26 protein-coding genes are annotated in these 24,245 nt (G+C 57.5%); 12 read left to right on the top strand and 14 right to left on the bottom strand.

The window, feature by feature from the left end; translation table 11 throughout:
* Window positions 1–3 precede the first annotated feature (3 nt).
* The 3 genes from ACYSMN_RS00580 to ACYSMN_RS00590 form a co-directional block, all read right to left on the bottom strand.
* The gene (locus ACYSMN_RS00580) at window positions 4–1,824 is read right to left on the bottom strand and encodes a cytochrome c peroxidase (protein WP_488921880.1); all 1,821 of its coding nucleotides are present in this window, start codon (window positions 1,822–1,824) and stop codon (window positions 4–6) included.
* On the bottom strand, window positions 1,821–2,678 hold the full coding sequence (locus ACYSMN_RS00585) for a leucine-rich repeat domain-containing protein (RefSeq protein WP_488921881.1): 858 nt from the start codon (window positions 2,676–2,678) through the stop codon (window positions 1,821–1,823). The genes ACYSMN_RS00580 and ACYSMN_RS00585 overlap by 4 nt, the downstream gene beginning before the upstream one ends.
* Window positions 2,679–2,746: 68 nt before the next feature.
* Window positions 2,747–4,450: an alkaline phosphatase PhoX gene (locus ACYSMN_RS00590; protein WP_488921882.1), complete on the bottom strand. Its 1,704-nt coding sequence runs from the start codon at window positions 4,448–4,450 to the stop codon at window positions 2,747–2,749.
* 380 nt (window positions 4,451–4,830) lie between these two features.
* Here ACYSMN_RS00590 and ACYSMN_RS00595 point away from each other — a divergent pair, with 380 nt between their 5' ends.
* The 3 genes from ACYSMN_RS00595 to ACYSMN_RS00605 all read left to right on the top strand — a co-directional run bounded on the left by ACYSMN_RS00595 (window position 4,831) and on the right by ACYSMN_RS00605 (window position 8,375).
* Entirely contained in the window at window positions 4,831–6,171 is a 1,341-nt protein-coding gene (locus ACYSMN_RS00595; protein ID WP_488921883.1) for a type IX secretion system plug protein, read from the top strand.
* A gap of 262 nt (window positions 6,172–6,433) precedes the next feature.
* Window positions 6,434–7,876: a M48 family metalloprotease gene (locus ACYSMN_RS00600; RefSeq protein WP_488921884.1), complete on the top strand. Its 1,443-nt coding sequence runs from the start codon at window positions 6,434–6,436 to the stop codon at window positions 7,874–7,876.
* 28 nt (window positions 7,877–7,904) lie between these two features.
* Complete coding sequence (locus tag ACYSMN_RS00605) at window positions 7,905–8,375, top strand: Uma2 family endonuclease (protein WP_488921885.1); 471 nt, start codon at window positions 7,905–7,907, stop codon at window positions 8,373–8,375.
* Between the two features lie 298 nt (window positions 8,376–8,673).
* Here ACYSMN_RS00605 and ychF read toward each other — a convergent pair whose 3' ends face one another.
* The gene (gene ychF, locus ACYSMN_RS00610) at window positions 8,674–9,774 is read right to left on the bottom strand and encodes a redox-regulated ATPase YchF (RefSeq protein ID WP_488921886.1); all 1,101 of its coding nucleotides are present in this window, start codon (window positions 9,772–9,774) and stop codon (window positions 8,674–8,676) included.
* Window positions 9,775–10,144: 370 nt separating this feature from the next.
* The gene (locus ACYSMN_RS00615; RefSeq protein ID WP_488921887.1) at window positions 10,145–10,489 is read right to left on the bottom strand and encodes a DUF3276 family protein; all 345 of its coding nucleotides are present in this window, start codon (window positions 10,487–10,489) and stop codon (window positions 10,145–10,147) included.
* Window positions 10,490–10,776: 287 nt separating this feature from the next.
* On the opposite strand from ACYSMN_RS00615, the gene ACYSMN_RS00620 reads away from it, so the two are divergent.
* On the top strand, window positions 10,777–11,697 hold the full coding sequence (locus ACYSMN_RS00620; RefSeq protein ID WP_488921888.1) for a DUF58 domain-containing protein: 921 nt from the start codon (window positions 10,777–10,779) through the stop codon (window positions 11,695–11,697).
* Window positions 11,698–11,868: 171 nt separating this feature from the next.
* Entirely contained in the window at window positions 11,869–12,003 is a 135-nt protein-coding gene (locus ACYSMN_RS00625) for a hypothetical protein (RefSeq protein WP_488921889.1), read from the top strand.
* Between the two features lie 164 nt (window positions 12,004–12,167).
* Here ACYSMN_RS00625 and ACYSMN_RS00630 read toward each other — a convergent pair whose 3' ends face one another.
* The 3 genes from ACYSMN_RS00630 to ltaE all read right to left on the bottom strand — a co-directional run bounded on the left by ACYSMN_RS00630 (window position 12,168) and on the right by ltaE (window position 14,740).
* Window positions 12,168–12,845, bottom strand: coding sequence for a DNA-3-methyladenine glycosylase family protein (locus ACYSMN_RS00630; protein ID WP_488921890.1), 678 nt, complete (start codon window positions 12,843–12,845; stop codon window positions 12,168–12,170).
* A 41-nt stretch (window positions 12,846–12,886) separates the two neighbouring features.
* A complete protein-coding gene (locus ACYSMN_RS00635; protein ID WP_488921891.1) occupies window positions 12,887–13,543 on the bottom strand; it encodes a metallophosphoesterase family protein in 657 nt (218 codons plus the stop codon).
* A gap of 165 nt (window positions 13,544–13,708) precedes the next feature.
* Entirely contained in the window at window positions 13,709–14,740 is a 1,032-nt protein-coding gene (ltaE, locus tag ACYSMN_RS00640; RefSeq protein WP_488921892.1) for a low-specificity L-threonine aldolase, read from the bottom strand.
* A 99-nt stretch (window positions 14,741–14,839) separates the two neighbouring features.
* Here ltaE and ACYSMN_RS00645 point away from each other — a divergent pair, with 99 nt between their 5' ends.
* On the top strand, window positions 14,840–15,004 hold the full coding sequence (locus ACYSMN_RS00645; RefSeq protein ID WP_488921893.1) for a hypothetical protein: 165 nt from the start codon (window positions 14,840–14,842) through the stop codon (window positions 15,002–15,004).
* Between the two features lie 196 nt (window positions 15,005–15,200).
* Here ACYSMN_RS00645 and ACYSMN_RS00650 read toward each other — a convergent pair whose 3' ends face one another.
* Entirely contained in the window at window positions 15,201–15,695 is a 495-nt protein-coding gene (locus tag ACYSMN_RS00650; RefSeq protein WP_488921894.1) for a metallophosphoesterase family protein, read from the bottom strand.
* Window positions 15,696–16,009: 314 nt separating this feature from the next.
* Here ACYSMN_RS00650 and ACYSMN_RS00655 point away from each other — a divergent pair, with 314 nt between their 5' ends.
* Complete coding sequence (locus ACYSMN_RS00655; RefSeq protein ID WP_488921895.1) at window positions 16,010–16,708, top strand: NUDIX hydrolase; 699 nt, start codon at window positions 16,010–16,012, stop codon at window positions 16,706–16,708.
* Between the two features lie 67 nt (window positions 16,709–16,775).
* On the opposite strand, the gene coaD is transcribed toward ACYSMN_RS00655, so the two are convergent.
* From coaD to ACYSMN_RS00675, 4 genes are all read right to left on the bottom strand, one after another.
* Window positions 16,776–17,243, bottom strand: a complete 468-nt coding sequence (gene coaD, locus ACYSMN_RS00660) for a pantetheine-phosphate adenylyltransferase (protein ID WP_488921896.1) — start codon at window positions 17,241–17,243, stop codon at window positions 16,776–16,778.
* A 166-nt stretch (window positions 17,244–17,409) separates the two neighbouring features.
* Window positions 17,410–18,315, bottom strand: a complete 906-nt coding sequence (locus tag ACYSMN_RS00665) for a DUF3822 family protein (RefSeq protein ID WP_488921897.1) — start codon at window positions 18,313–18,315, stop codon at window positions 17,410–17,412.
* A 91-nt stretch (window positions 18,316–18,406) separates the two neighbouring features.
* Window positions 18,407–18,913 carry an NUDIX domain-containing protein gene (locus ACYSMN_RS00670; protein WP_488921898.1) on the bottom strand — a complete coding sequence of 169 codons (507 nt, stop codon included), beginning with the start codon at window positions 18,911–18,913 and terminating at the stop codon, window positions 18,407–18,409.
* A 24-nt stretch (window positions 18,914–18,937) separates the two neighbouring features.
* Entirely contained in the window at window positions 18,938–19,543 is a 606-nt protein-coding gene (locus tag ACYSMN_RS00675) for a DUF4126 domain-containing protein (RefSeq protein WP_488921899.1), read from the bottom strand.
* A 151-nt stretch (window positions 19,544–19,694) separates the two neighbouring features.
* Here ACYSMN_RS00675 and ACYSMN_RS00680 point away from each other — a divergent pair, with 151 nt between their 5' ends.
* From ACYSMN_RS00680 to ACYSMN_RS00700, 5 genes are all read left to right on the top strand, one after another.
* Window positions 19,695–20,114, top strand: a complete 420-nt coding sequence (locus ACYSMN_RS00680; protein ID WP_488921900.1) for a PaaI family thioesterase — start codon at window positions 19,695–19,697, stop codon at window positions 20,112–20,114.
* A gap of 91 nt (window positions 20,115–20,205) precedes the next feature.
* Window positions 20,206–20,583 carry an endonuclease domain-containing protein gene (locus ACYSMN_RS00685; protein WP_488921901.1) on the top strand — a complete coding sequence of 126 codons (378 nt, stop codon included), beginning with the start codon at window positions 20,206–20,208 and terminating at the stop codon, window positions 20,581–20,583.
* Window positions 20,584–20,676: 93 nt separating this feature from the next.
* Window positions 20,677–22,101 carry an ATP-dependent DNA helicase gene (locus ACYSMN_RS00690; protein WP_488921902.1) on the top strand — a complete coding sequence of 475 codons (1,425 nt, stop codon included), beginning with the start codon at window positions 20,677–20,679 and terminating at the stop codon, window positions 22,099–22,101.
* 161 nt (window positions 22,102–22,262) lie between these two features.
* Complete coding sequence (locus ACYSMN_RS00695) at window positions 22,263–22,925, top strand: DUF4136 domain-containing protein (protein ID WP_488921903.1); 663 nt, start codon at window positions 22,263–22,265, stop codon at window positions 22,923–22,925.
* A 217-nt stretch (window positions 22,926–23,142) separates the two neighbouring features.
* Window positions 23,143–23,682 (top strand): DUF1573 domain-containing protein, encoded by a 540-nt coding sequence (locus tag ACYSMN_RS00700; protein ID WP_488921904.1) that lies wholly within the window; start codon window positions 23,143–23,145, stop codon window positions 23,680–23,682.
* Window positions 23,683–23,836: 154 nt separating this feature from the next.
* On the opposite strand, the gene ACYSMN_RS00705 is transcribed toward ACYSMN_RS00700, so the two are convergent.
* A complete protein-coding gene (locus tag ACYSMN_RS00705) occupies window positions 23,837–24,214 on the bottom strand; it encodes a DUF423 domain-containing protein (RefSeq protein WP_488921905.1) in 378 nt (125 codons plus the stop codon).
* Window positions 24,215–24,245: the final 31 nt, after the last annotated feature.

The following is a 24,245-nucleotide window of genomic DNA, read 5'->3' on the forward strand; positions in this document are numbered from 1 at the left end:
CAGTTAATATGCCACTTCTTTTGAGTCACTCAACGACTTGATGAAGGCTATGATGGCCTGCTGCTCGGGCTTGCTTAGATTGAGCTTGTCTTCGGCCAGGGTTTGGGTAGGAACGGCAAGGCCCATGCCGGCGCCGCCGCCTTTGTTGTAGAAATCCATTACCTGCTCCAGCGTTTGGTACACGCCATTGTGCATGTAAGGGGCGGTGAGGGCGGCGTTGCGGACGGTGGGCGTTTTGAAGGCGTGTTGCTGGTGGGCGATGCCGTAGAGCAAAAACTTGCCTTGGTCATTGTCCAGTGTAGGATGCAAGGTGTCAGCGGTGGCGGGTACGCCTAGCACTTCGCTTTCGGCTTTGTCGTAGAGGGGCGGGACGGTGCCGTTGAAGAGCGGCATGTAGTGGCAGGTGCCGCACTGGGCCTTGCCCATAAACAGGTTGAAACCAAGTATTTCCTGGCTGCTGAGCACGGTGGAGTCGCCGCGCAGGTACTGGTCGAAGCGGCTGTTGAGGCGCACCAGGGAGCGGACGTAGGCCGCTACGGCGCGGCGGATGTTGCGCTCCGAAACGGGCTGCTTCTCGGTGGCAAAGGCCCGCGCGAAGAGCTTGGCGTAGCTGCCTTTCTTGCGCAGCATAGCCGGCGCTTCGCTCAGCTGGCCGCCCATTTCGGCTTTGTTGGACACCACGGCGTGCACCTGGTCTTCGAGGAAATGCACGCGGCTGTCGTAAAATTGGTCGGGCTGTAGCGCGGCGTTGAGTAGGGTAGGAGTGTTACGTTCCAGCCCCACCTTAGCCAGCAGCGAGCTATTGACGCGCAGGCCGTCGGTGTAGGCGCGGCCGGGTACGTGGCAGCTGGCGCAGGAGCGCCCCCCGCGCCCCGACAGCAGCGGCTCCTGAAATAAGACTTCGCCCAGCGCCAGCACGGCCGGGGTGGGCGTGGCCGCATCGGCCGGCGCGAAGAAAGCCGGGTCAAAGGCATCGGCTACGAAGAAGCTGGCCGCCTCGGGCCGCACGGCGCGGCGCGTCTTTACAAACGCAATATTCTGCTGCACCTGCGCCTGCCGCAGCGCGGCCAGCGCCGGGTTGAAGTGACGCAGCAAGAACCTGGCCCGGTCGAAGCTAGTGAAGTCCAAACCGCGCGCGGCTACGGCGGCCTGGCCGCGGGCCAGCCGCGTGGTCAGAGCGGCGGGTACGTCGAACAAGGCCAGCACTTCCCGGCTGGCTTTCAGCGTGACGGCCGCCTCTGGCAAGGAGGCGTGGGCGGCGGGCGAGTCGAAACCCGAAATACCCTTGGCCGCCAGTCGGTACAGATTCAGCCGTACCGCGTCGAATACTTCAGCATCGGTGAAAGTCAGGAACGGCGCTTGCTGCTCCAGTTGGCGCACCTGGTAGAGCAGATTATCCGTTTCCTGGTACACCAGCTCCCGGTTGGCCCGGCTGTCGGGGGCGGCGTACACGTATTCTTCCAGCACCTGAAAGCCAGTGGGCGGAATGACTTCGCCGGGCTCACCGGGCTCGGTTTCGGGCAGCGCGGCGCCGTTGATGCGCTGGGCGGCGTGCGGGTAATAGTACTCCACCGCGAATTCCAGGTGCTTGTACTCCACCCGGCAGGCGGCGAAATGCGTGCGCAAGGCAGTGGTATCGGCCTGGTAAGCGGCCTCTTGGAAGCGGGTAAGGGTGGCGTGCAGCTGGCGCAGGTGGCTTTCGTAGTAGTCTTTCACCTGCTCAGTAGGCACCTTGCGCGACACGGCAAACGAAAACAGCAGCCCCGCCAAGCCCAGCAGCAGCGGGCGGCCCAGAGTTCGGCAACGAGAAAAAAGCAACGTCATTCGAAGTAGAGTTTAGCGCCCGGCAATGCAGCTTCGGCCTGGCGGCGGGCCTCCGGCGTGAAGGCGTTGTTGCGCACCACCACCGTCTTTAGCTTTTTCAGCTGGCCTAGCGAGCGAGGCAGGGCCTTAAGTTGGTTGTCGTTGGCAATTAGTATTTCCAAATTACGCAGCTTGCCCATACTCTTCGGCAGAGACTTCAGCTGGTTGCCGGAAACGATGAGTACCTGCAAGGCCTGGCAGTCGCCGATGCTGGCGGGCAGCTGTTCCAGTTGGTTGTTGCTCACGTTCAGCTCCTGAAGCTTGGTAAGTGCGCCGAGTTGGGCGGGCAGGCTTTGTAGCTTGTTGTCGTTGAGATACACGTAGCGCAGGCGGACCAGGCGGCTCATGGACGCCGGCAAAAACAGCAGTTGGTTGTAAGACGTGTTGAAGTATTCCAGCTGCGCCGCATCACCGAGTTGCTCCGGCAGCGAGGCGAGGTTGTTGTGGGCACTAACCAGGTAGCGCAGGCTGTCCAGATTCCCAATACTCGGCGGCAGCTCGGTCAGCACATTCTGGTCTAGTTGCAGCTGCCGCAGCCGGCGCATGTTGCCCAAAGTCGGCGGCAAATCCAGCAGGCCGTTCTTGTTCACGAACAACACCCGCAGGCTATCGAGCTGGGTAATGGCGTCGGGTAGGTGGCGCAGGTGGTTTTCGTGGGCGTACAAGCTGCGCAGCCGGGGCAACTGGCCCACGCTGGCCGGTAGCAATTCCAGGTTTTGATTGCGCAAGTTCAGCTCCCGGACGCAGCCCGGCCGGCTCAGGGCATCGGTCAGGCTAAAGGACGCCGGGGTAGTGCACGAAGCAGTTTGCGCCAAACAAGTGTTGCCCCGCAGAGCCTGCAGGGCAACACTTAAGATGGTCAGAAAGAGAAATCGGCTGGGCCTCACTGCTTAATGAACGGACGGGTAGTCGTAGTGGTAGCCGTTTTGATAACCAGGTTGTAGTGGCCGCCTTGCAGCTTGCCAACTGGTATGTTGAGGCTGTTTACACCCTGGCTCAGTACCGCCGACTGCTCCAATACGCGGGCGCCGATGCTGTTGAATACTTGCAGCGTGGCGGCTTCTTTCTTGCCGTGCGTCAGCTCTACCGTCAGGTTGGCACCGCCGCTTACTGGGTTCGGGTATACGTCGGCTTTGGCCAGCTCAGCTTTGCCTGTAGCCGTGCCAAGCGCGTTGCCTAGGTCGCCGCGGCGGGCAATTACGATGGCCGTCGACTTGTTGAAGACCACCGATTGGCCCGCGGCATCCACCGTGGCGAGGGTGTTCATCGCACTCGGATTCTGGATGGAGATGAAGATGAACTTCTCGTCAGGAGAGAAGGTCATGCCGGTCGGCTCGCAACCGTTGGGCGTTACGGCAAACAGCTCGACGGCCGGGTTGGCCTGCGTGTGGCAAGGCTTTACCAACCATACGTGGTTGCGGCTGCCGTCCTGCAACACGTACAGGTTGCCTTTCGAGTCGAAGGTCAGGTTATCGTTGCCGCCTCCCCAGGGCTCCGACACGGTGCCAGCGCCGTAATTGATGGTGTAGGCTTGGTTGGGCACGTTGGGCGAGTTGCCCACGAATACTTCGAAGCCGGAAATAGTAGTGCCAGTGGCCCCAGAATCAGTGAAACGATACGTAGTACCAGGACCTTTGGCGGTGAAGTAAACCTGGCCGTTTACCGGGTTGATTTCGATGTCTTCTACGCCATTGAAGCTAGTGGCGCCCAAGGCCCGGGCGGTGGCGGCGGTGGTGTTGCACTCTACTGGCGTGGTGTTCGGAACCTGAATCCAGGTGCCGGTAGAGGCGGTACCAACAGGACCATTGCCGTCCAGCTTCAGGACGTACAGGTTGCCTTGCGCAAGCTGACCGGCCGTATTGGCTACATATTTATAGACGAAGCTGAAATCAGCACCTTCATCGGCGCCTTCATACACCGTCCGGCGGTCGGGGGCTACGGCTACGTTTTCGTGCTTGAAACGGCCCATGCGCCAGAGCTTATCGGGAGTGCCGTTGCCATCCTGGTCTTTTACGGCGCGGGTAGCTGGGTCCAGTTCCACGTTCCAGCCGAAGTCGAAGTAGCTGTCGCCATTGGTGTCCGTTACGTCCGCGGCGGCGGTAGGCGTATTCTCCTCGCAGGTGATGATGGTGTTCCAGGGCGTGGTGCCACCCGAGCAGTTGTTGTAGGTACCCACCACCGGCCCGAAGTTCACGGGATTTTTGGCCGTTACGTTCCACAGCTTCGTGGTCGCGTTAAAGCTCAAGTCCAAGATGCTCACCCCCGACGTGGCCGCCGACGAGCCTTCGTGGTTGATGGACAGGTAGCCGTTGGTGCTGCTCGTACCAGTGCCGACGGGCACATAGCCCGTAAAGTCAAACGACTCCTTCACATTGCCGCTGCCTTGCGTGGAGTAAGGCGTGCCGCCTTGCACCAGCATTTGGAACGTGTGGGTGGAAGGAATACGCAAACCCTCTGGCTGCGCAGACGGTAGCACCGAAGTGAAGTTGCTGATGTAATCGTTTGGCAGGGTAGCACAAGGGGCCTGAGCCAGGACTTGCCCGCCACCTAGCAGAGCGGCTACTAGGAGAGTAGGTGTGTGTTTCATAGTAAGGGGTTAGGGTGTAGGATGAGGCCGCAAGTTAGATTCGCATTATTGTGCCTGTTTTACCTCTTTGTTAAGGGTCGATTACCAGGCGGTGACCTTAATGTTACTTGCCTCCGTGGTTGCCCTCGCCCCTCCACCGCTGCTACTTGGATTCAATTGTTTTCTACTGCTGACGCTTATCTCAGCTTGTTCATTACCAACGCTCAAAGTTGGGTTCACCATTAAGTAGATATTACCGTTTCTTGGACTGGAATAGCAGAAAAGCCACCCTGGCACCAACAGCTACCACATAATAACAGCTGGAAGCATACTGTTTGAATTGGCTGTATAAGGCATGTGTTGGGTATCCTCGGACAGCCCACAGACCGTACATTCGCGGTATGCGTCTCCTTTCTCCCATTCTCCTGCTGCTTCTCGCCACGGCCTGCGTTCCACTCGGTACGCCCATCACCGACCCTAACGCGGCCCGCCGACCGGCCACCACGGGCCAAGCTCCGGCCACCGAATATTACGCCGATAAAACCCTGCGCTACCAGGATTACGTCTACGATTCTAACGTGCGCAGCGTGCAGTGCTACGTGGCCTCGGGCTCGACCAACGAGATATTCACGCCGCCCGTGTTGCCCCTAAGCCAAGAGCAGCCTATTACGCTGGAGTTCGACGTGCTCGGCGACCAAAGCCAGCGGCTCACGGCCAAGCTCGTGCACTGCGACGTGGACTGGAAACCGTCCATCCTGACGGATATGCAGTTTTTGAGCGAGATAAACGAGTTTCTCATCACCAATTACCGTACCTCCGTCAACACCAAAGTGCCCTACTACCACTACCGCATGCAGGTGCCACGCGTGAAACTGAGCGGCAATTACCTGCTCATCGTGCAAAGCCCCGGCGGCACGCCGCTGCTGAGCCGCCGCCTGCTGGTGTACGACAACAGCGTGCAGATTTCGATGAAACAGGGCATTCCGGTGGCCGGGCAGGAGCGGTACACTTTGCAGCAGGTCGATTTTGGTATTCGCTACAACACGCAGCTGGTGAACCCGGCGCAGGAGGTGAAGGTGGTGCTGCGCCAGAATTTTCGCTGGGACAACGCCAAGTACAACCTGCGCCCTACCTTCGTGCGCGACGCCGACCGGCAGCTCGACTACCAGTATTTCAATTTCGAAAACGCCTTCCCGGCCCTGAGCGAGTTCCGCTTCTTCGACCTGCGCACCTTCCGCAACCTCGGCATCGGGGTGGCCCAGCTCGATGCCAATGCCTCGCCCCGGCAGGCGCTGCTGCAACTCGATGGCTCCCGCAATGGCCAAGGCTACACGCAATTCGACGACATCAACGGCCAGCGCGTGTTTGAGAGCCGCGAGTACGGCAATGGCGCCACCAACGCCGACTACCTCGAAACCACCTTTCAGCTGAAAGCCGAGCAGCCCGCCGCCAGCCCCGTGTACGTGCTCGGCGCCCTCACCGACTGGCAGTTCAAAGACGAGTTCAAACTCACCTACGACGCGGAGAAGCAACTCTACACCGGCCGCGCCCTGCTCAAGCAAGGCTACTACAACTACATCTACGCCACGCAAACACCCCAAGGGCCGAACAGTGTGGCATGGGAAGGCAGCCACCAAGAAACCGAAAACCAATACGACCTGCTAGTATATTACCGCCCGCCGGGCACCCGCGCCGATCTGCTCATCGGCTACCAAAGCCTCAATGTAAATCAGCGACGCTAATAGGTTTACGGGCACACAGGCAGGCTTTAGGTTGCTGCTTTTTGTAGTGGCACCACTCTTGTGTATGAAGTGAATGAACAGTCAGCAGCAAGATCGTCATGCCTGGCCTCTGGCTTTGCATGACGATCTTACGTTGAACAGCTACTTTGACTGACTCCACACCCTAGGTTGGTAATGAAATACAACCGCGCAACCTTTAGCCTAGTTGAGTTCGTTGCAGGCTTGAATGCCGCTCCGGCGGCTCCACTCGTTCCGTTCTTCTATGTCTCTCCCTTCTTTTCGTCGCCTGCGGGGCGCTGCTGCGCTGGCGTTGTTGCTGCCCCTGGCCAGCTCCACAGCTTTCGTATCGAACCCCAAGCTGGCCCCGGCCCAGGCTAAAAAGCCCGATCCGCAGGTGATAGCGCAATTTGGTCTGTTGGAAAACCCGACCATGCAGCGTTTCATTCAGCAGAAAGGCCAGCAGATGGCCGCCGTATCCAATCGCGCCGACTACGGCTACAACTTCACCATCGTCGATTCGCCGGTAATCAACGCCTTTGCTGCGCCCGATGGCAACGTGTATTTCACGCGCGGCATCATGGCGCACTTCAACAATGAGGCGCAGTTTGCCGGGGTGCTCGGCCACGAAATCGGCCACATCACGGCGCGCCACGGCGAAAAGCAGCAGACGCGCTCCACGCTGGCTTCTGGCGCTCTGCTGCTCGGTTCCATCTTGTCGAAGCGCGTGGCCCAGATTGCGCAGCCTCTTTCGCAGGGGGTGGGGCTGGTGTTTCTCAAATATGGCCGCGACGCCGAGCGCGAATCCGATAAGCTGGGCGTCACCTATTCCACTAAAATCGGCTACGATGCGTCGCAAATGGCCGATTTCTTCCTCACGCTTCAGCGAGAGCAAGATGCAAGCGGCGCAGGAGCCACACCCGACTTCTTCAGCACGCACCCCAACTCCGCCGACCGTTACCAGACCGTGAAACAGCTTGCCGCTCAAGCCAAGCAGAATGCCGGTGGCCGCAGCCTCAGCGTCAATCGGGATTCTTACTTGAAGATGCTGGAAGGCCTGACCTACGGCGAAGACCCGCGCCAGGGCTTCGTGGAAGGTGGCGCGTTCTACCATCCCGATCTGAAATTCCAGTTTCCGGTACCCAGCGGCTGGAAGTCGCAGAACTCGCCTCAACAGTTTCAAATGGCTGAGCCCAACGGCAAAGCCATGATTGTGCTGACTACCGCCGGCAATGGCACGTTGGAAGCGGCGGCCCAAAGTCTCGCCGAGCAACTCAAGCTTCAGTCGCCGCAGGCCAGCCGCACCACCATCAACAGCTTCCCGGCCATCACCATTCAAGGCGACCAAGTAGGCCAAGATCAGTCGGGCCAGCAGGCTATTACGGCCAACACGTTGTCCTACATCATTCAGGACGGCAAAACGCTCTACGCCCTCATCGGCTTGAGCGCGCCGCAAACCATGAGCACTTACGGCCCAGAGATTCAGCGCGTGGCCCAGGGTTTCTCGCGCCTCACGGATGCCAGTAAACTCAACCGCCAGCCCGAGCGAGTACGCATCAAAACCGCCAAAACCGCCCAGACACTATCTGCCGCCCTCACTGCCAACGGCATCCCCGCCAAACGCCACGAGGAACTAGCTATCCTCAACGGCATGAAAACCACCGACCGCCTAAGCGCCGGAATGCTGTATAAGGTGGTGGGGAAATAAAGTATATTTGAAAAAAGCGTCCGTTGGTATGAATACGCAAGCCGTTGAGATTATTGAGACTGAAGTTCCTCTAGAAAAAACTATGTCCTTAAACCACGCTCGCTTGACGGGGCGGCTTTGTCTGTTGTTGTCGCAATACGAGCATCAATACGATATTTTGCCAGAGCTTGAGTTTGAATTAGCAACGGGCCGGGTAAAGCCCGACGTGTCAATCCTACCAAAACAGAACTACAATTGGCAAGAAGATATCATCTACTATCCCAATCCGCCCATTACGGCAATTGAAGTGTTGTCACCCACGCAATCCTTCGATTCGTTGGCCACTAAAATTGTCAAAGTATTGCTGGCCGGTGGGACGCAGTCGGCTTGGCTGTTGGTGCCTTTCATCAAAACTATTCACTTGTTTCTGCCGGGCCAGCCGGTAACTACGTTTTCAGCGGGTACGTTGCGGGACCCCGCTAGTGGGGTAGAAATTGCGGTAGATGCGTTGTTCCAATGAAAAAGCATTGGAGTGGTTTTCAGAACTGTCATTCCTCGAAAGCGGCCGTCAGATAAAAGTGACGGACGTATTACGTGGCGACGGATTTTTTTACAAACAGCGCCATAACGTAAAAGTGCTTGGAACAGCAAACGCCCCGACCGAATACCGGCCGGGGCGTTTGCTTTCTGAGTAGCCGCGCAAGTTTGCGGCAGTGCCGTTCAGCAACCAGTGATCCTACCAACCGCTGCGCGGAATTTGCAAAACCACGCCGTCCACAAAATCCGTGAAATCCGTTAAAATCCGCGCTAATCCGTGATCAGACGTTAAAGCGGAAGTGCATGATGTCGCCGTCCTGCACCACGTATTCTTTGCCTTCGACGGCCATTTTGCCGGCTTCCTTGATCTTGGCTTCCGTGCGGTACTGCTCGTAATCGGCCAGCTTGATAACCTCGGCGCGAATAAAGCCCTTCTCGAAATCGGAGTGGATGACGCCAGCGGCGGCGGGGGCCTTGTCGCCACGGTGTACGGTCCAGGCGCGTACTTCTTTCACGCCGGCCGTGAAGTAGGTAATCAGGTTCAGCAACTCGTACGAAGCGCGGATCAGCTTGTTCAGGCCCGACTCCGTGAGGCCGTATTCGCTCAGAAATAGCGCCTTTTCTTCCGGGTCATCCATCTCCGCAATCTGCGACTCAATGGCTGCCGACACGATAACAACCTGCGCGTTTTCGCCCTTCACGTGTTCACGCAGAGCTTCCACGTAAGCGTTGCCGTTGGTTGCGATGCTGCCTTCGTCCACGTTCGCCACGTAGATAACGGGCTTGATGGTGAGCAGCTGCAAATCTTCCACGGCTTCCAGCTCTTCCTCGGTGGCTTGGAGAGAGCGGGCGTTGTTGCCGGCTTCGAGGTGGTCTTTGAAACGTTGCAGCGCCGCTACTTCCTTCTTGGCTTTTGCGTCGCCGGCCTTGGCGGAGCGCTCCGATTTGGCCAGCTTCTTATCGATGCTCTCCAGGTCTTTCAGTTGCAGCTCCGTGTCAATTATATCCTTGTCGAACACCGGATCTACGCCGCCCGCTACGTGCACGATGTTGGGGTCGTCGAAGCAGCGGACTACGTGGATGACGGCGTCTACCTCGCGGATGTTGGCCAGGAACTTGTTACCGAGGCCTTCGCCCTTGCTGGCGCCTTTCACCAAACCAGCAATGTCCACGAATTCAATAATGGTGGGCACCACGCGCTCCGGCTTCACAATTTCTTCCAGCACGGTGAGGCGCGGGTCGGGCACGGTAATCACGCCCACGTTTGGCTCGATGGTGCAGAACGGATAGTTGGCCGATTCGGCCTTGGCATTAGAAAGAGCGTTGAAAAGCGTGGATTTGCCGACGTTTGGCAGGCCGACGATACCGCAGCGGAGACCCATAGGGAGTGAATGACTGAATGAGTGGATGAGCGAATTGGACGGGAAGACCAAAGCGGGGGCAAAGGTACGGGGCTTTTTCGGGGAAAGCACGGGCTAAAACAACCTCTCTTGCTGCGTCGTGCGCGAGGCTTCTGAGGTTGTGTTCCTCTTGTTATTCTGTCTAGGGCTTACCCTGAGCGTGGATTGTTTTTCTGGTCGAGCGAAACCCGCAAGTCGTTCTTATTTCACAGGGTCCTTCGCAAGCTCAGCATGACAGATAAGATGATGCGGTATAAAGGCGCGTAAAACACAACGGCGCGCCGTGACCGAAGCCAGGCGCGCCGTGCGGCAAATAGGTGTGCGTAAGGTTTGTTTCGCTAGGCGTTAGGGGTTAGTAGTTGTCGTCGGCGCGGTTGGCGCTAAGACCGTTTTCGCCTTCGTACGTGGGACGCGGCCGGTCCAACTCGGCTACCTCTTCGGGAGTTAGCAACTCCTCCCGCACATATTCCACGGCGTCTTGAAGGGCATCGACAAACTTCAAAAAATCTTCCTTGTAGAGGAAAATCTTGTGTTTTTCGTACGAGAACGTGTCGTCGTCGCGGAGCTTGCGTTTGCTCTCGGTGATGGTCAGGTAGTAATCCTGGCCGCGGGTGGCTTTCACGTCGAAGAAGTACGTGCGCTTGCCTGCCTTAATACGTTGAGAGTAGATTTCTTCTTGGTCGTGACGTTCTTCCACGGTGCCTTCTGTAAAGTTTTATTATTCCAAGATGGTTGAATTTCAAGCCAAAGTACAACTACTGCGGCAGATATAAAAAATTTGCTTCTGCCTTTTTTATGCAAGCCCTTAAATATGCGTATAGAGCAGGTTTTGATTCTCTTACCTAACACTCCCGGGAACGGCTAGCAGCGGCGAGTAGTTGAGTCTGAAGCTGGATTATAACCGATTCTGGCTCGGCCACTGCCGCCTTGCTGGCTTCTTTGTTTCTTTGGCTGCGTATCGCTGTTTCTCTTTCTTTTGTTGCTATGGCTCAACCGCTCGATTTAGCTGCCGTTCGTTCGTTCGAAAACCTGGAATTTCTGGCCCGTCAGCTGGTAGAAGGGTTTATTACCGGCTTACACCAGTCGCCGTACCACGGCTTTTCGGTGGAGTTTTCGGAGCACCGGCTCTACAACCCCGGCGAAAGCACGCGCAACCTCGACTGGAAGGTGTTTGCCCGCACCGATAAGCTTTTCGTGAAGCGCTACGAGGAAGAAACCAACCTGCGCTGCCACCTGCTCCTCGACGTGAGCCCGAGTATGTATTACCCCGAGCCTAGCCACGACAAGCTACGGTTTGCGGTGCTGTGCGCAGCGGCTCTCACTACGCTTCTCCAGAAACAGCGCGACGCCGTGGGTTTGGTCACTTTCGCCAATCAGATAGAGCTGCAAACGCCGGTGCGCTCCACCAGCACCCACCGCCACACGCTGCTGCTCACGCTGCAACACTTGCTGGAGCGTCCGGCGGCCGCAGCGCGCGTTACCACGGATGTGTCGAGCGTCATTCACGCCATCGCGCAGCAGATTCCGAAACGCTCATTGGTGATTCTGTTCTCCGACATGCTAGGCCGGGCGCCCGAGGAACAAACGGCCACGCTAGCCGCTTTGCAGCACCTGCGCCACCAGCACCACGAGGTGCTGCTGTTCCACATCATGGACCGCGCCACCGAATCAGACTTTGCGTTTCAGGACCGGCCGTATCTATTTGAGGACATCGAAACGGGTGAAACGGTGAAGCTTCAGCCGGCCCAGGTACGGGAGCAATACCGCACAGCCATGCGCCAGTACGAGCAGGAACTAGCGTTGCGCTGCGGGCAGTATAAGATAGATTTCGTGCCCGTCGATATCCGGGAGCCGTTTGATAAGGTACTGTATGCGTATTTGGTGAAACGCGGCAAGGTGCGCTAATGGGTGCTTAGAAGTGAGAGGTGAGAAGTTAGTTTATGCGCTGAAAAGCAGATCCATTTACTTCTGGCCAGTTTCTTAAGACAATAGAAGGTAATGGATGGATTTGCGTTAGTTGTCAGCTTGTTTTTCGTGTGTCTGTTCTCGGCCTTGGTCACGGCCTATATCGCACACATGTATAATCGGTCGTTGTTTCGCTGGCTGCTGGTTGGGTTTGTGCTGCCATTTCTAGGCATCTTCATCGCCATAGCCTTCGCTATGCACGACGCCCGCAAAGCCGAAGCAGCCGAGAAAGCAGAAAAGGAGTAGCAGTAGCGCGAAGCTCCAGCTTCGCGTTTCGTTGCTGAGGTTGAACGACCCAGGCGCCCGAACCCAGGGTTGAAACCCTGGACTATTTAGAGGAAACACCGCAACGCTACGTAGCCCAGGGCTTCAGCCCTGGGAACTCCAGGCCGCTAGAGCCACCAACATTGCTATTGCTCCGGCGCTGGCGTGTTATCCAACGACTGCCACAGATATTTGCAGGCGAGGCTCCGGTAAGGGCGCCAGGGTTCGGCAATTTCGGTCATGCGCTTGAGCAAGGCGCGGCCGGTTTCTGACAGATTGTAGTGCTTGCGCATGGCGTTTTGCACGCCCAAGTCACCTTCCGCGAAAACGTCGGGCTGGTCCAGGGCAAACATCTGGAGCATTTGGGCGGTCCAGCGGCCCACACCTTTTATCTGGGTAAGGTGGCGCGTGAAATCGTCTTCGGAGAGTTGGCTGAGGTGGGCGTGGTCAAGCTGGTCGCGCAGGGCGAAATCGGCAATGGCGCGCAGGTAGCCAGCTTTCTGACGCGAAATACCGGCCGTGCGCAGGTCTTCATCGGTCATCGCAGTCAGCGCCAGCGGCTCGGGGTAGCCATCGGGCGGAAACAGGGCCTGCACTTTGCGCCAAATGGCCGCCGCGGCTTTAGTGGAAATCTGCTGACTCACAATGGCCCGAAGCAGCGCCAGGTACAGATCTTCGTGGGCCGAAGGCTGAATGGGCCGCCCCCGGCTGATGATACCAGCCAACACGGGGTCGGCCTGCGAAAGGTGCGCGACGGCCGCCGCGGTGGTGTCAGTGGGGGCGGTGGTAGGAGGGAAGGCGGGTTTGCGGGGGGCAGCAGGCATGGGCGAAGGTCGGCAAAAAGAGCGGACAGAAAGCTACCCGCTTACGGGGCTGCAATATCGTTGTCGTGGGTGGCAATTGGCACTTGTTCCAGCACCTCACCCGTAGCGGATAGCCGCACTCCGGTCAGATACTGGCCCAGATATGCTCCAGTATCAATAGTCAGGGCATTGCCCGTGGGCTCGAAAGTTGGTTCGCCCTCGGTGGGCGTGTGGCCGATAACCTGCAATTTGCCCACGTTGCGCAACGGTCCGCGCCGCCAGAGCACGCCATCAGGGTCTTCCTCGTCGAGTGGATTGGAGGTATTGGCAAAACCGGCGTGGCTGATGAGCAGATGCTTATTTCCCCAGAACAGCGGCCGTTGAGTCAGCCACGCTAGGTGCGGTTCCAGCAGTTCCGAATGGGCTTCGTACTGTTGCACGGTGCTGCGGCCGCCCCAGCGCAGCCAGTTGGGGTTGGGGCCCGCCGGACCGTAGTGCCGTAGCAGCTCATGCTCGTGGTTGCCGCGTAGAAACACCGTTTGGCCGGGGTGGCGGGCTTCTAATTTGATGGCCAGCGCCACGCACTCCGGGCTGTAGTTACCCCGGTCTACTAGGTCGCCGACTTGCACAAGCAATTCTGTAGCTGGCCGCCAGTGCCCCAGCAACTCCCGAAACGTGTGCAAACAGCCGTGCACATCGCCAATAGCAAACACATTCATGGTAAGTCTGATAGAGAGAATCTATAAGGCAAAACAAAGTCAACGCTATGCAGAGCCATTCTACGGTTCCTAACTAGGCTATCTGCTTCGCCCACCGGCTCCCGGGACTGAAATCCTGAGAGTCGGTGGGGCTTGAATTTCTAGTCGAAGAAAGGCTTTCTAAGCTTACGAAGCCAGATGCCGCAGAGCTGTTTCTACGCGCGTCAGCATGGCGTCGCCTATATCCAGATGGGTTACAAATCGAATGGTTTGGGGCCCAAACGCGGCGGCGCGGATGCCTTCCTGTTCCAGGTGAGCAAGAAAATTTTCGGCCAGCATTTCGGAGCGCAGCCGGAAAATGACGAGGTTGGTTTCTACGGGCAGCACCTCGGCCACGTAGGATTGGGCCTGCAACGTAGCGCTTAGCTGCCGGGCCCGGCGGTGGTCATCGCGGAGACGCTCTACGTTGTGTTCCAAGGCGTAGAGGCCCGCGGCAGCCAGGTAGCCCGCTTGCCGCATGCCGCCGCCCATCACCTTGCGGATGCGTTTGGTTTTCTGGATGAACTCCTGGCTGCCCAGCAGCACCGACCCAACCGGCGTGCCCAGCCCCTTGGAGAAACACACCGAAATAGTATCGAACAAGCGGCCGTATTCCGCCGCCGACTGGCCAGTGGCTACCAAGGCGTTGAAGACGCGCGCGCCGTCGAGGTGTAGCGGGATGCGGTGGCGGCGGGCTACTTCCGCAATGGCCTCCAACTCCGCCAACTCGTAGCAGCTGCCGCCACCGCGGTTGTGGGTGTTTTCGAGGCTGATGAGGCGCGTGGGCGGGTAGTGAATGTTGTCGGGGCGGATGGCGGCTTCTACCTGGGCGGCCGTGAGGCGGCCCCGCTCGCCCGGCAGCAGCGCCACCGATGCGCCCGAGTGAAACGCGATACCGCCTACTTCCCAAAGGTAGATGTGCGAGTTCTGCTCACAAATCACCTCCGACATCGGCTCGGTGTGGGCCTTGATGGCAATTTGGTTGGTCATGGTGCCGGAGGGACAGAACAGGCCGGCTTCCAGCCCGAAACGGGCGGCGGTTTCCTGTTCCAGCGCGCGCACGGTAGGGTCTTCTTCGTATACGTCGTCGCCGACGCGGGCCTGGAACATAGCTTCCAGCATGGCAGGAGTGGGGCGCGTCACGGTGTCGGAGCGCAGGTCGATAACGGAATCGGGCATGAGCAGGGAGGCGAAAAGCGGGAAAGGTTTCCCGGTGTCAAATTTAGTCGTTACTTTTGCCCCTCATTTACAGAAAGACCTAAACCGACCCGGAAAAAAATGAGCGTCACTCGTCTGAAGCGGAAACACCGCAAGAACATTGCCCGCGCCAACAACAAGCAGCGCGTTATCAAGCAACTCCTCCTCACGCCCGTTCTCAAGAACGTGGACATTGAAGAACTGAAGGCCCGCTTCAGCAAGCCCGAAGCCACGACGGCCGCCTAAACCCGCCCGTCTGGCATCCCAACCCCCGGTGTCGGTGGGCTCCAGTCAGAATTTCAAAGCGTCTTTCCCGTAAGGGGAAGACGCTTTTTTGTTGAGTGGAAAGAGCTGAGACAGTGGGATATGAGAAGTGAGACAGACGAATGCTTTACCAAAGTCTGACTGGCAAAACCATGAGAGTTGACTGACAGCGTGCTACTTATTTCGGCCCTAGCTCTACGGCTTGCAACTGCTGCACCTTGCCATCGGCCACCGCAAAGCGTAGCAAGGTGCGCACCTTATGGAAGCCATGGCGGCCGGCGGCCCCAGGATTGAGGTGCAGCAAGTGCAGCCGAGGGTCGGGCATGACTTTGAGAATGTGCGAATGGCCGCTGATAAACAGCCCCGGCCGCTCTTGTTGCAACAACGGCCGGGCGGCCGGGCTGTAATGACCCGGATAGCCACCAATGTGCGTCATGAGCACGTGCAAGCCCTCCAACTCGAAAGATTGCACCAATGGTTGCGTGTCGCGCACGTCGCGGCCATCAATGTTGCCGTACACGCCCCGCAGCGGAGCCAGCTCCATGAGGGTTTCCACCACGGCGCTGTTGCCGAAGTCGCCGGCGTGCCAGATTTCGTCGCAGCCCTGGAGATGGTGCAGAATTCGGTCGTCGAGGTAACTATGGGTGTCGGAGAGCAGGCCGATTTTTTTCATGGGGTAAAGGTAGAATAGGCGAGGGGCGAGGAGGCACGAAAACACTCTGCTGAGATCCTGCTGCCGAAGTACCTGAATAATACGTGAGACGCCGTTTTCGCATTGATACGCGAAAGACAGGCTTCAGCGGTGTGATTTCCGGCGCACTTCGGCGGCCAGCTTCCGGCTTCTAATCACGTTGCGCGACAACACAACCATATGCATCCCGTATCTTGCCCGTCTCATACGATGCGTTTTCGTTTGCGAAGATTTATGCTGTGTTTTGCGGCAGACCGGTCCTAGTTCCCCATTGTTGCCTCTCTGATTGCCCCGCGATGAACGTCTTCATCAACGATATTCCGCTGATTATCAAAAAATACAGCGATAAAGTGTACAAGCATAAGTACGACCTCATCCTGAACCCGGAAGACGAGTTTACCTCGAAAGACTTGGTTGGTGACGTACTCGTGCGCGACGCCACGGATGTATTCGTGGATCGGCTGTTGCGGCTGATGGAGGTGAAGAAGCTGAAGAAGCTGACCTCGCTCACGATGCTGGCCCGCAAGAAAAAGCGTCTCATTCTGCACCTCAAAGACCAGTTCCGCATCGTGAAAGCGGCGGGTGGCCTCGTAGTAAAAGATGGCCGGGTGCTGATGATCTATCGGCTTGGCAAGTGGGATTTGCCGAAGGGCAAGCTCAAAAAAGATGAAGACCCCGGCCAAGGTGCCTTGCGCGAAGTGGAAGAAGAATGCAACATCAAGGTGGACCTCGGCGACAAACTGCCCAGTACTTGGCACTCCTACGCCTATAACGGCAACAAAATCCTGAAGAAAACTAACTGGTACATCATGCGCTGCCTCGACGACTCGCTGATGAAGCCCCAGGCCGAAGAATACATCGAAGAAGTGCGCTGGATGACGCCCCAGGAAGCCCTGGCCGTCCTCAACAAGTCATACGCCAGCATCGCGCTAGTCATGCGCCACTACCTGAGCGAAGTCACCGGTGCCGCCCCCGCGTCTCAAATTAAAAATTGAGAATTAAGAATGGCCATTCAATGACCCACAAGCGGGATGTTGAATGGCCAATTTTAATTCTCAATTTTTAATTCCCAAACGGTGGCAGCTTGAAGGGAACGAAGTCGTCGACGTTGCCGCCGAAGCGGTGGATTTCGCGGATGATGGTGCTGCTGATGGCGGCTAGCGTAGGGGAGGTGATGAGGAACACCGTTTCCAGCTCCGGATTGACGTGGCGGTTGGCCTGCGCGATGGTGTTTTCGTACTCGAAATCGGTGGTGTTGCGCAGGCCGCGCAGCAGAAACCGGGCGCCTATTTCGCGGGCGTAGTCGGCAGTGAGGCCCTTGTAGGAGCGCACCGATACGCGCGGCTCGTCGCGAAACACTTCGGCTATCATTTCGGTCATCTGCTCCACGGGCAGGTAGCGACTCTTGCTGCTGTTGTTGCCGATGGCGATAATCACCTCATCAAACAGCGTGGCACCCCGCCGCACCACATCAAGGTGGCCATTAGTAAATGGGTCGAAGGAGCCGGGAAATAGGGCGATGTTCATCAATTCTGAATTAGAAATGCTGAATTACGAATTGGGTTCGGGCAGAGTGCTTTTGCTCGTGAGGAAGATGCTATTTATACACCTGCATGACCTGCTGGGCGAAGGAAAATAATTTATCACGTACGGCATTTGACTTCCCCACCGCAAATTCAGAATTCATCATTCAGAATTACTCACAGAGATGTAGGCTGTAGAGCTCGAAAAAGCGATACTCAAATAGCTCGTTGAGGCGGTAGCTATAACCAAGGTCGAAAGGGCGGTTGCCGAACTTGATGTGGCGGATGTACTTGCGCAGAATGGTAAATAGCTCAGAGTCATGCATCAAGTCACCCCACACCACGACTGGGTCCTGGTCAGGATTAAGCTGCAACTCCTGCATCACGAGGATAGTGTAGTAGATCAGGTCTTCGGGGGAGCTGAAGGCGAAGACGTTGCAGAACTCCGGCCGCTTGTCCCGCACCACCACGATGGTCACCTCCAAGTGGCCGATGCTCAAGTAAAGGCGTCGGGGAGCCGCAGGGTCGCTTTGGTGCATGAGGCCTTCGAGCAAGGTGCTGGTTTGGTGCAGGAGCGTGCCCGTCGGATAGGTGGCCCGAAACCAGTCGGCCAGCATTTTCTCCGCGGCGAAGATGCTCACTAGCTCCTGCCCAGAGTGCGTGTAGGCGTGCACCGTTTCGTGATGGGCATCTACCTGATGATGTAAACGGAGGTAAGCGGCTTCGTCGCCAAGCCGGAATAGCGGCGCGGGCAGCAACGTGAAGTGGCGGTTTTGCACGGCCAGCCGTACGCGGTTCCAACCCGTTTGGCCCAGTAAATCGTGTTCGACGGCTAGGGCCTGCAACTGCCCGCCCAGCGAAGTGGCCGCCTGCGGCGCATAATCTTCCAGCACCACAAACTTATTGCGGCGCACGTCGACAACACCGATGCGTAAGCCCGCCGGCCCAGCCGTGAGGTAAAGATTATAGGCTGCTAGATTTTCCGGCGTCAAAGTTTCATCACGCAGGCGGTGCAGCACTGTGGGAATAGAAAGGGAAGAAGGTGTGGGCACAGCAGAGACGAGAGAAGCGGGAGACACGAGCAGAAGTGGCAGAACCAGATAACCGAGGACAACAAAGGTAACAAAGCCAGCTATGCACGCCAGTCAGTCGGCCGGTTCTTGCGCGCCGTTATTTCTGAAACCGCACCTGCGGAATAAATACGTCGTCAGTGCTGATAATCTGGCGCAGCACCGGGTGCACTTGCGCGGCGGGCAGGCGCACTAATTGGGCGGGGGCTACGAAAGCCAGTTCCGTAAGCAGTTGCTGCTGCGGGCCGTGTTCGGGGTCGGTGCCGAGGCGGGGCACGGCGGTGAGATCTAGCGGCTGCACCTCAAAAAACAGCTCCAGCGCCTGCAAGTCGTTGCTTTTGTACTCGTGCAAGTGCAAAAACCGGCCTACCGTGATAGCCAAACCAGTTTCTTCCCGAAACTCCCGGCGCAAACAATCCTGAATAGTTTCGCCAAACTGCCAGCCCCCGCCGGGCGGCGACCAAAACGGAGCATCATTGGGCAGCAGGCCCCGGTGAGCCGTCAGCAGCAGCGTATCGTCGTGCACCAGCAAGCCACACACGCGCAGCCGTACCCGGCCGGCATAGGCATTGAGGAGTTCACGAGCGGAGGAAGAATCTACATCCATGCGGCGAAGCTAGGCAAAACCCAATCAGCCTTTGGGTAGCACTACTGCCGACGTACGACGCGCGGCGCGGCGCTGCCGCCAGCGGCGCAGGCGAGTGCCAATATACAGCACCAACCCGAGCACGAGACCAGCCGCCAGCACCGGTAATAGCAAGGCCAACACCGAGCCTATAATGGCCAAGGAATTTTCGGCGGTAGCCAGTACCGGATTGCCCAGGCCGCCGGTGGCGGCCGTGGAGCCCGCGCGCAGCACGGCGGTGCCCGTCTGAACCAGTCCGGCCGTGCCGCCACCCACCAAGATGCCCAGTCCCCAGCGCAACACGGGGTCGAGGTCGGGCAAGGTGGCCGTCATGAGCACGGTGCCCGCAATAAAGGAGGCGGGCGTCGTAAGAGTGTCCAGCACGTTATCGACCACTGGGAAATAGTAGCCCAGGATTTCGGCGACTGTGGCGGTACCCAGTACGCCCACCGCCGCCCAAGAACCAAGCCACGCGAAACCGGCCGACGGCTGAAGCAGTCCGGTACGGTAGGCGAGGCTGGCGGCCAGCAGCGGCACAAACACTCGAAAGCCGCTGCACGCCGCCAGCGCCAAACCCAGCGCCCCGCTCAAAAGATATTCCTGTGGCTGCATATTGGTTTTTGGTTGTTCGTTTTTGGTTGCTGGCTTTTCGTTGTTTGGGTAATCGCTAAGGCCAATAGTTTTAGTATACTGCTATACTGCGTCCACAGCTTTAATATCCAAAACAAATCACCAACAACTAAAAACGAACAACCAAAAACCAATGAATACATCCGACTCGCTCGAAGCCCGCATCCGCCGTAAGCTCACGCGCCAGCACTTCATGCATCTCATTGGCGCCGACCTCACTCGTATTGAGCCGGGCCGGGTGGAAGCCGAAGTAACGCTGCAAGAGCAGCACCAGCAGCACACCGGTTTCGCGCACGGCGGCCTCGTAGCTACTATGGCCGACCTCGTGGCCGGTTTTGCCGCTGTCACACTCGTGCCCGACGGGACGGGAGTAGTGACGGTGGAGCTAAAAACCAGCTACCTGCATCCCGGCGTGGGCCAAAAGCTGCGCGCCGTAGGGTGGGTGCTCAAAGCTGGCCGCCGCCTGCACTTTTGCGAGTCGGAAGTGTGGTGCGATGAGCTGCTGATTGCAAAAGCAACCACGACAATGGCGGTGATAGAGCCGCAAGACTAGAATGTTAAGGCTAGAGCAAGAAAACTAGCTCCCCTCCTTTTTTAAGGAGGGGCTAGGGGTGGTTCAATCGTCTGCGTCTATCTTAAGCACAATGGAAACGACTCAACACAACCGCCCCGAACTGAAGAACACTCGAAAAGCACTACGCGAAAGCCTCACACCTGCGGAGGCAGCATTATGGCGGGCGTTGCAAAACAGCCAACTAAACGGCCGCAAGTTTCGAAGGCAGCATAGCGTAGGAAATTATGTACTCGATTTCTATTGCCCCGCCGAACGGTTGGCGGTGGAGCTGGACGGGCAAGGTCATTTCACAGTCTCGGGAGAAGCTTTGGACACCAAACGCACTGCTTTTCTACAAACTATGTTGATTCGGGTGGTGCGTTTTGAGAATAGAATGGTGTTTGAACAGCTAGAGTTTGTATTGGAAGCTATTCGACAGGCATTTCGTTTTCCAAGCTCAGCCAGTTAATCGACTGTTAGATCAACAACGACCTTAACCACCCTCAACCCCTCCTTAAAAAAGGAGGGGAGCTAGCTTTTAGCTCTAGCTTTGTTCCCGCATATGATTTCCATCCGAACCCCTTCTGTCCGCGACTATTTTCCCTACGAACCCACTCAGGACCAGGCTACGCTGTTTCAAAAGCTCGATGGTTTTTTGAAAGATGAGCTGCCGGGGCGTAAGGCTTTTGTGCTGCGCGGCTACGCGGGCACCGGCAAAACCACCGTGGTGAGCGCGCTGGTGCAGTGGCTGCACAAATTCGGCCGCAAGTATGTGCTGATGGCTCCTACCGGCCGCGCCGCCAAAGTGATGAGCGCCTACGCCGGCGTGCCAGCCAGCACCATTCACAAGAAAATCTACCGCCAAACCTCCGGCACACCTAGCCAAAGCCTCTCGTTCCAGCGCCAGCCCAATCGAGTTCAGGACACACTCTTCATCGTGGATGAAGCCTCGATGATTTCCGACGAGAAAGCCTTCGGGGAAACTGGCTTGCTCGACGACCTACTCAACTACGTGTTCGAGAAGCCGACGAACCGGCTGCTGCTCATCGGCGACACGGCCCAGCTGCCGCCCGTGGGCCAGCTGCTCTCTCCCGCCCTCGACCCGGAACTGCTGCGCCACCGTTTCCGCGCCACCGTCGATGGAGTAGAGCTGCGGCAGGTAATGCGCCAGGCCGAGCAGTCTGGTATTCTGATGAACGCCACCGTGTTGCGCGAGGAACTGCGGCAGGAGCAACCCAATATTCAGTTCCACACCCGCGGCTACCCCGACCTATTCCAGATGAACGGCGACAAGCTGGAGGATGGTCTGCGCTGGGCCTACAAGAACTTCGGGCACGAGAATACCACTATCATCTGCCGCTCCAACAAGAACGCCAACCAGTACAACCAGTACATCCGGCGGGTGCTGTTCGAGGCCGAAGACGAGATTGAGTCGGGCGATTACCTGATGGTGGTGCGCAACAACTACTACTGGCTGCCCAAGGACTCGGAAATGGGCTTTTTGGCCAATGGCGACTTCGTGCAGGTGGTGAAAATCATCCGGCGTACGGAGGAGTTCGGCTTCCGCTTTGCCGATGCCCGCGTGCGGTTCGTAGACTATCCCGACGAGCCCGACCTGGAAATCAAGCTCCTGCTCGACACGCTGCACACCGAAAGCCCTGCCCTGCCCGCCGACCGGAACAAAGCCCTCTACGACGCGGTGAGCGAAGATTACAACCACCTCGATACCAAGAAGGAGCGTACTGCGGCCTTGCGCAAAGACCCGTTTCTGAACGCGCTACAAGTGAAATTTGCTTACGCTCTCACTTGCCACAAAGCGCAGGGTGGGCAGTGGCAAGCCGTGTTCGTGGACCACGGCTTTCTGAAGGAGGACATGGTGAATTCAGAATTTGCGCGCTGGCTCTACACGGCCGTCACGCGGGCTTCGGAGAAGTTGTTTCTGCTGAATTTCAATCCTAAGCTGCTGGCGGAGAAGAGCGAAGGTTGAGTGCTCTGGATGGTGAACACGAGCCGGGGCAAATGAGAAAAGTGTAATGGAGTAGGAGAAAGGCACTACTAAATATGCGTTTGGCATGATGTTAGTTGAGCGCCGTTCGAGCCCTGAAAAAGAGGCTCGTCACACTCTCTCATCTCACACTCTTTACCCTCATGAAAAAACTGTTATTCGCCTTGTTGCTGCTTGCATCGACGCCCCTGGTTACTCTGGCTCAGACGCGCGAAATCTACACCAACAACAACTTCCGAACGCTGGCCCAGGCGCACAAGATCCTGGCCGTGCTGCCCTTTGCCGTGAAGTTACAGCTGCGCCCGAACGAAGTGGCGAAGAATGGCGGCCCCGAAGGCGTGGCTCGTTTGGAGCAGCGTGAAGGTCTTGACGTACAGCAAGCGCTGCACTCATATTTCCTGAAGCAGAAGGCTTCCAACAACCTTACCGTGGATGTGCAGGACCCCGCCCGTACCAACGCGCTGCTGGCCCAAAGCGGCCTCACGCCAGAGCAGATAGCCACCCAAACGCCGGAGCAACTAGCCGCGCTACTGGGAGTAGACGGCATCATTTCGGGCACCTTTGCTAGCACGCAGCCCATGTCGAACGGGGCGGCTGTTGCGCTGAGCCTGGTTGTGGGAGTGAGTGGCCCAACCAACACCGGCAAGCTGCTCATCAATATTCACGATGGTAAATCGGGCGAACTGCTTTGGAAATACGACAAGAGCCTCTCGCGCGGCTTCGGCAGCGACACCAATACCATCGTCACCACCATCATGCGCAAAGCCTCGCGGCAGTTCCCGTACTCGAAAGAGTTCAAAGGCTAGGCTCTGTTCGCTCCAAGCTTACTGCACAAATCACGCCCAGGACAGGTCTTTGCTTGTTCTGGGTTTGTTTTAAGTACCTGATTTGGAACAAGCTGCCGGGCTTAGGTGTCTGTCTTCATGCGTCCTTCACCGGCGGAATAGAAAACTAGCCCTTAAATTGCCCCGCCCCACAAAACGTGTATTTTTGTTTTCTCCAACACCATAACTACGCCTTCTCATGAAAAAAGCACTTGTACTGGCTCTGTCGCTGGCCTGCGCTGGTTTTGCCGCTCAAGCTCAAACGGCTGCCGTAAAACCCGCCAACGCGCAGGAAAAAGTAGCTGGCCCGCAGATCCAGTTTGAAGAGATGAAGTACGACTTCGGCAGCGCCAAGCAGGGCGAAGTGGTGAAGCACGTGTTCAAGTTCAAGAACACCGGTACCGCACCGCTAGTCATTTCCAACATTGGCGTAAGCTGCGGCTGCACCACCCCAGAGTGGACCAAAGACCCAGTGCTGCCCGGAAAATCCGGTACCATCACGGCCAACTTCAACACGGCTGGCAAAATGGGTATTCAGAACAAGGTGCTGACCGTGGAATCCAACTCAGCCGGCGGCAATGCCATGGTTTCGCTGGTAGGTGAAGTGAAGGAAGCTGCTCCAGCTGCTCCCGCCACGGCAGCAGAGAAAACGGAATCGGCCGCCACGACCGACAAGGACGCCAAAGTGAAGGTGAAAGCCGACGACAACAAGATGAAAGCTAAAGCCAAGAAATCGTAAAGATTCGTGGTTTAGAAAGTGAAAAGGCGGTCCGCGCAGAGCGGGCCGCCTTTTTTGCGTGATGTCAGATGACTCTGCATACTGTTCCTTAGCCCAGAGTTTAAGCCCGGCGCAAGTACATCGTGCTAAGATCTGCTTTCACGTTTCGACGCCTCTACAGCTGCCGGCTAGCTAGCAGCAACGTAATCCAGCCTCCAATCAGCAACAGGCCACCGATGGGCGCTACGGCTCCGAGCTTGGTAATGCCAGTGAAGCACAGCGCGTACAGCGAGCCGCTGAAAAGGAGCACGCCGCCCAGCCACAGCCAAGCAGTGGTGCTGAGTAGTCGTAGCTCGGGTCGAGCTTGGAGCAAGATGCCCACGGCAAGAAGGGCCAGCGTATGATAGAACTGATAGCGCACCGCCGTTTCAAACGTGTCGAAGCGGCTGGAGGCTTCCAGCATGGGGCGCAAACCGTGCGCGCCAAAGGCGCCAATAGCCACGCCTAGTCCGCCCAACAGGGCAGCGAGTTGCAAAATCAATCGGGCAGTCATGTTTTGTTGAATGAAGAATGAAGAATGAAGA

The sequence above is a fragment of the Hymenobacter sp. M1-2 genome, from assembly GCF_057808495.1.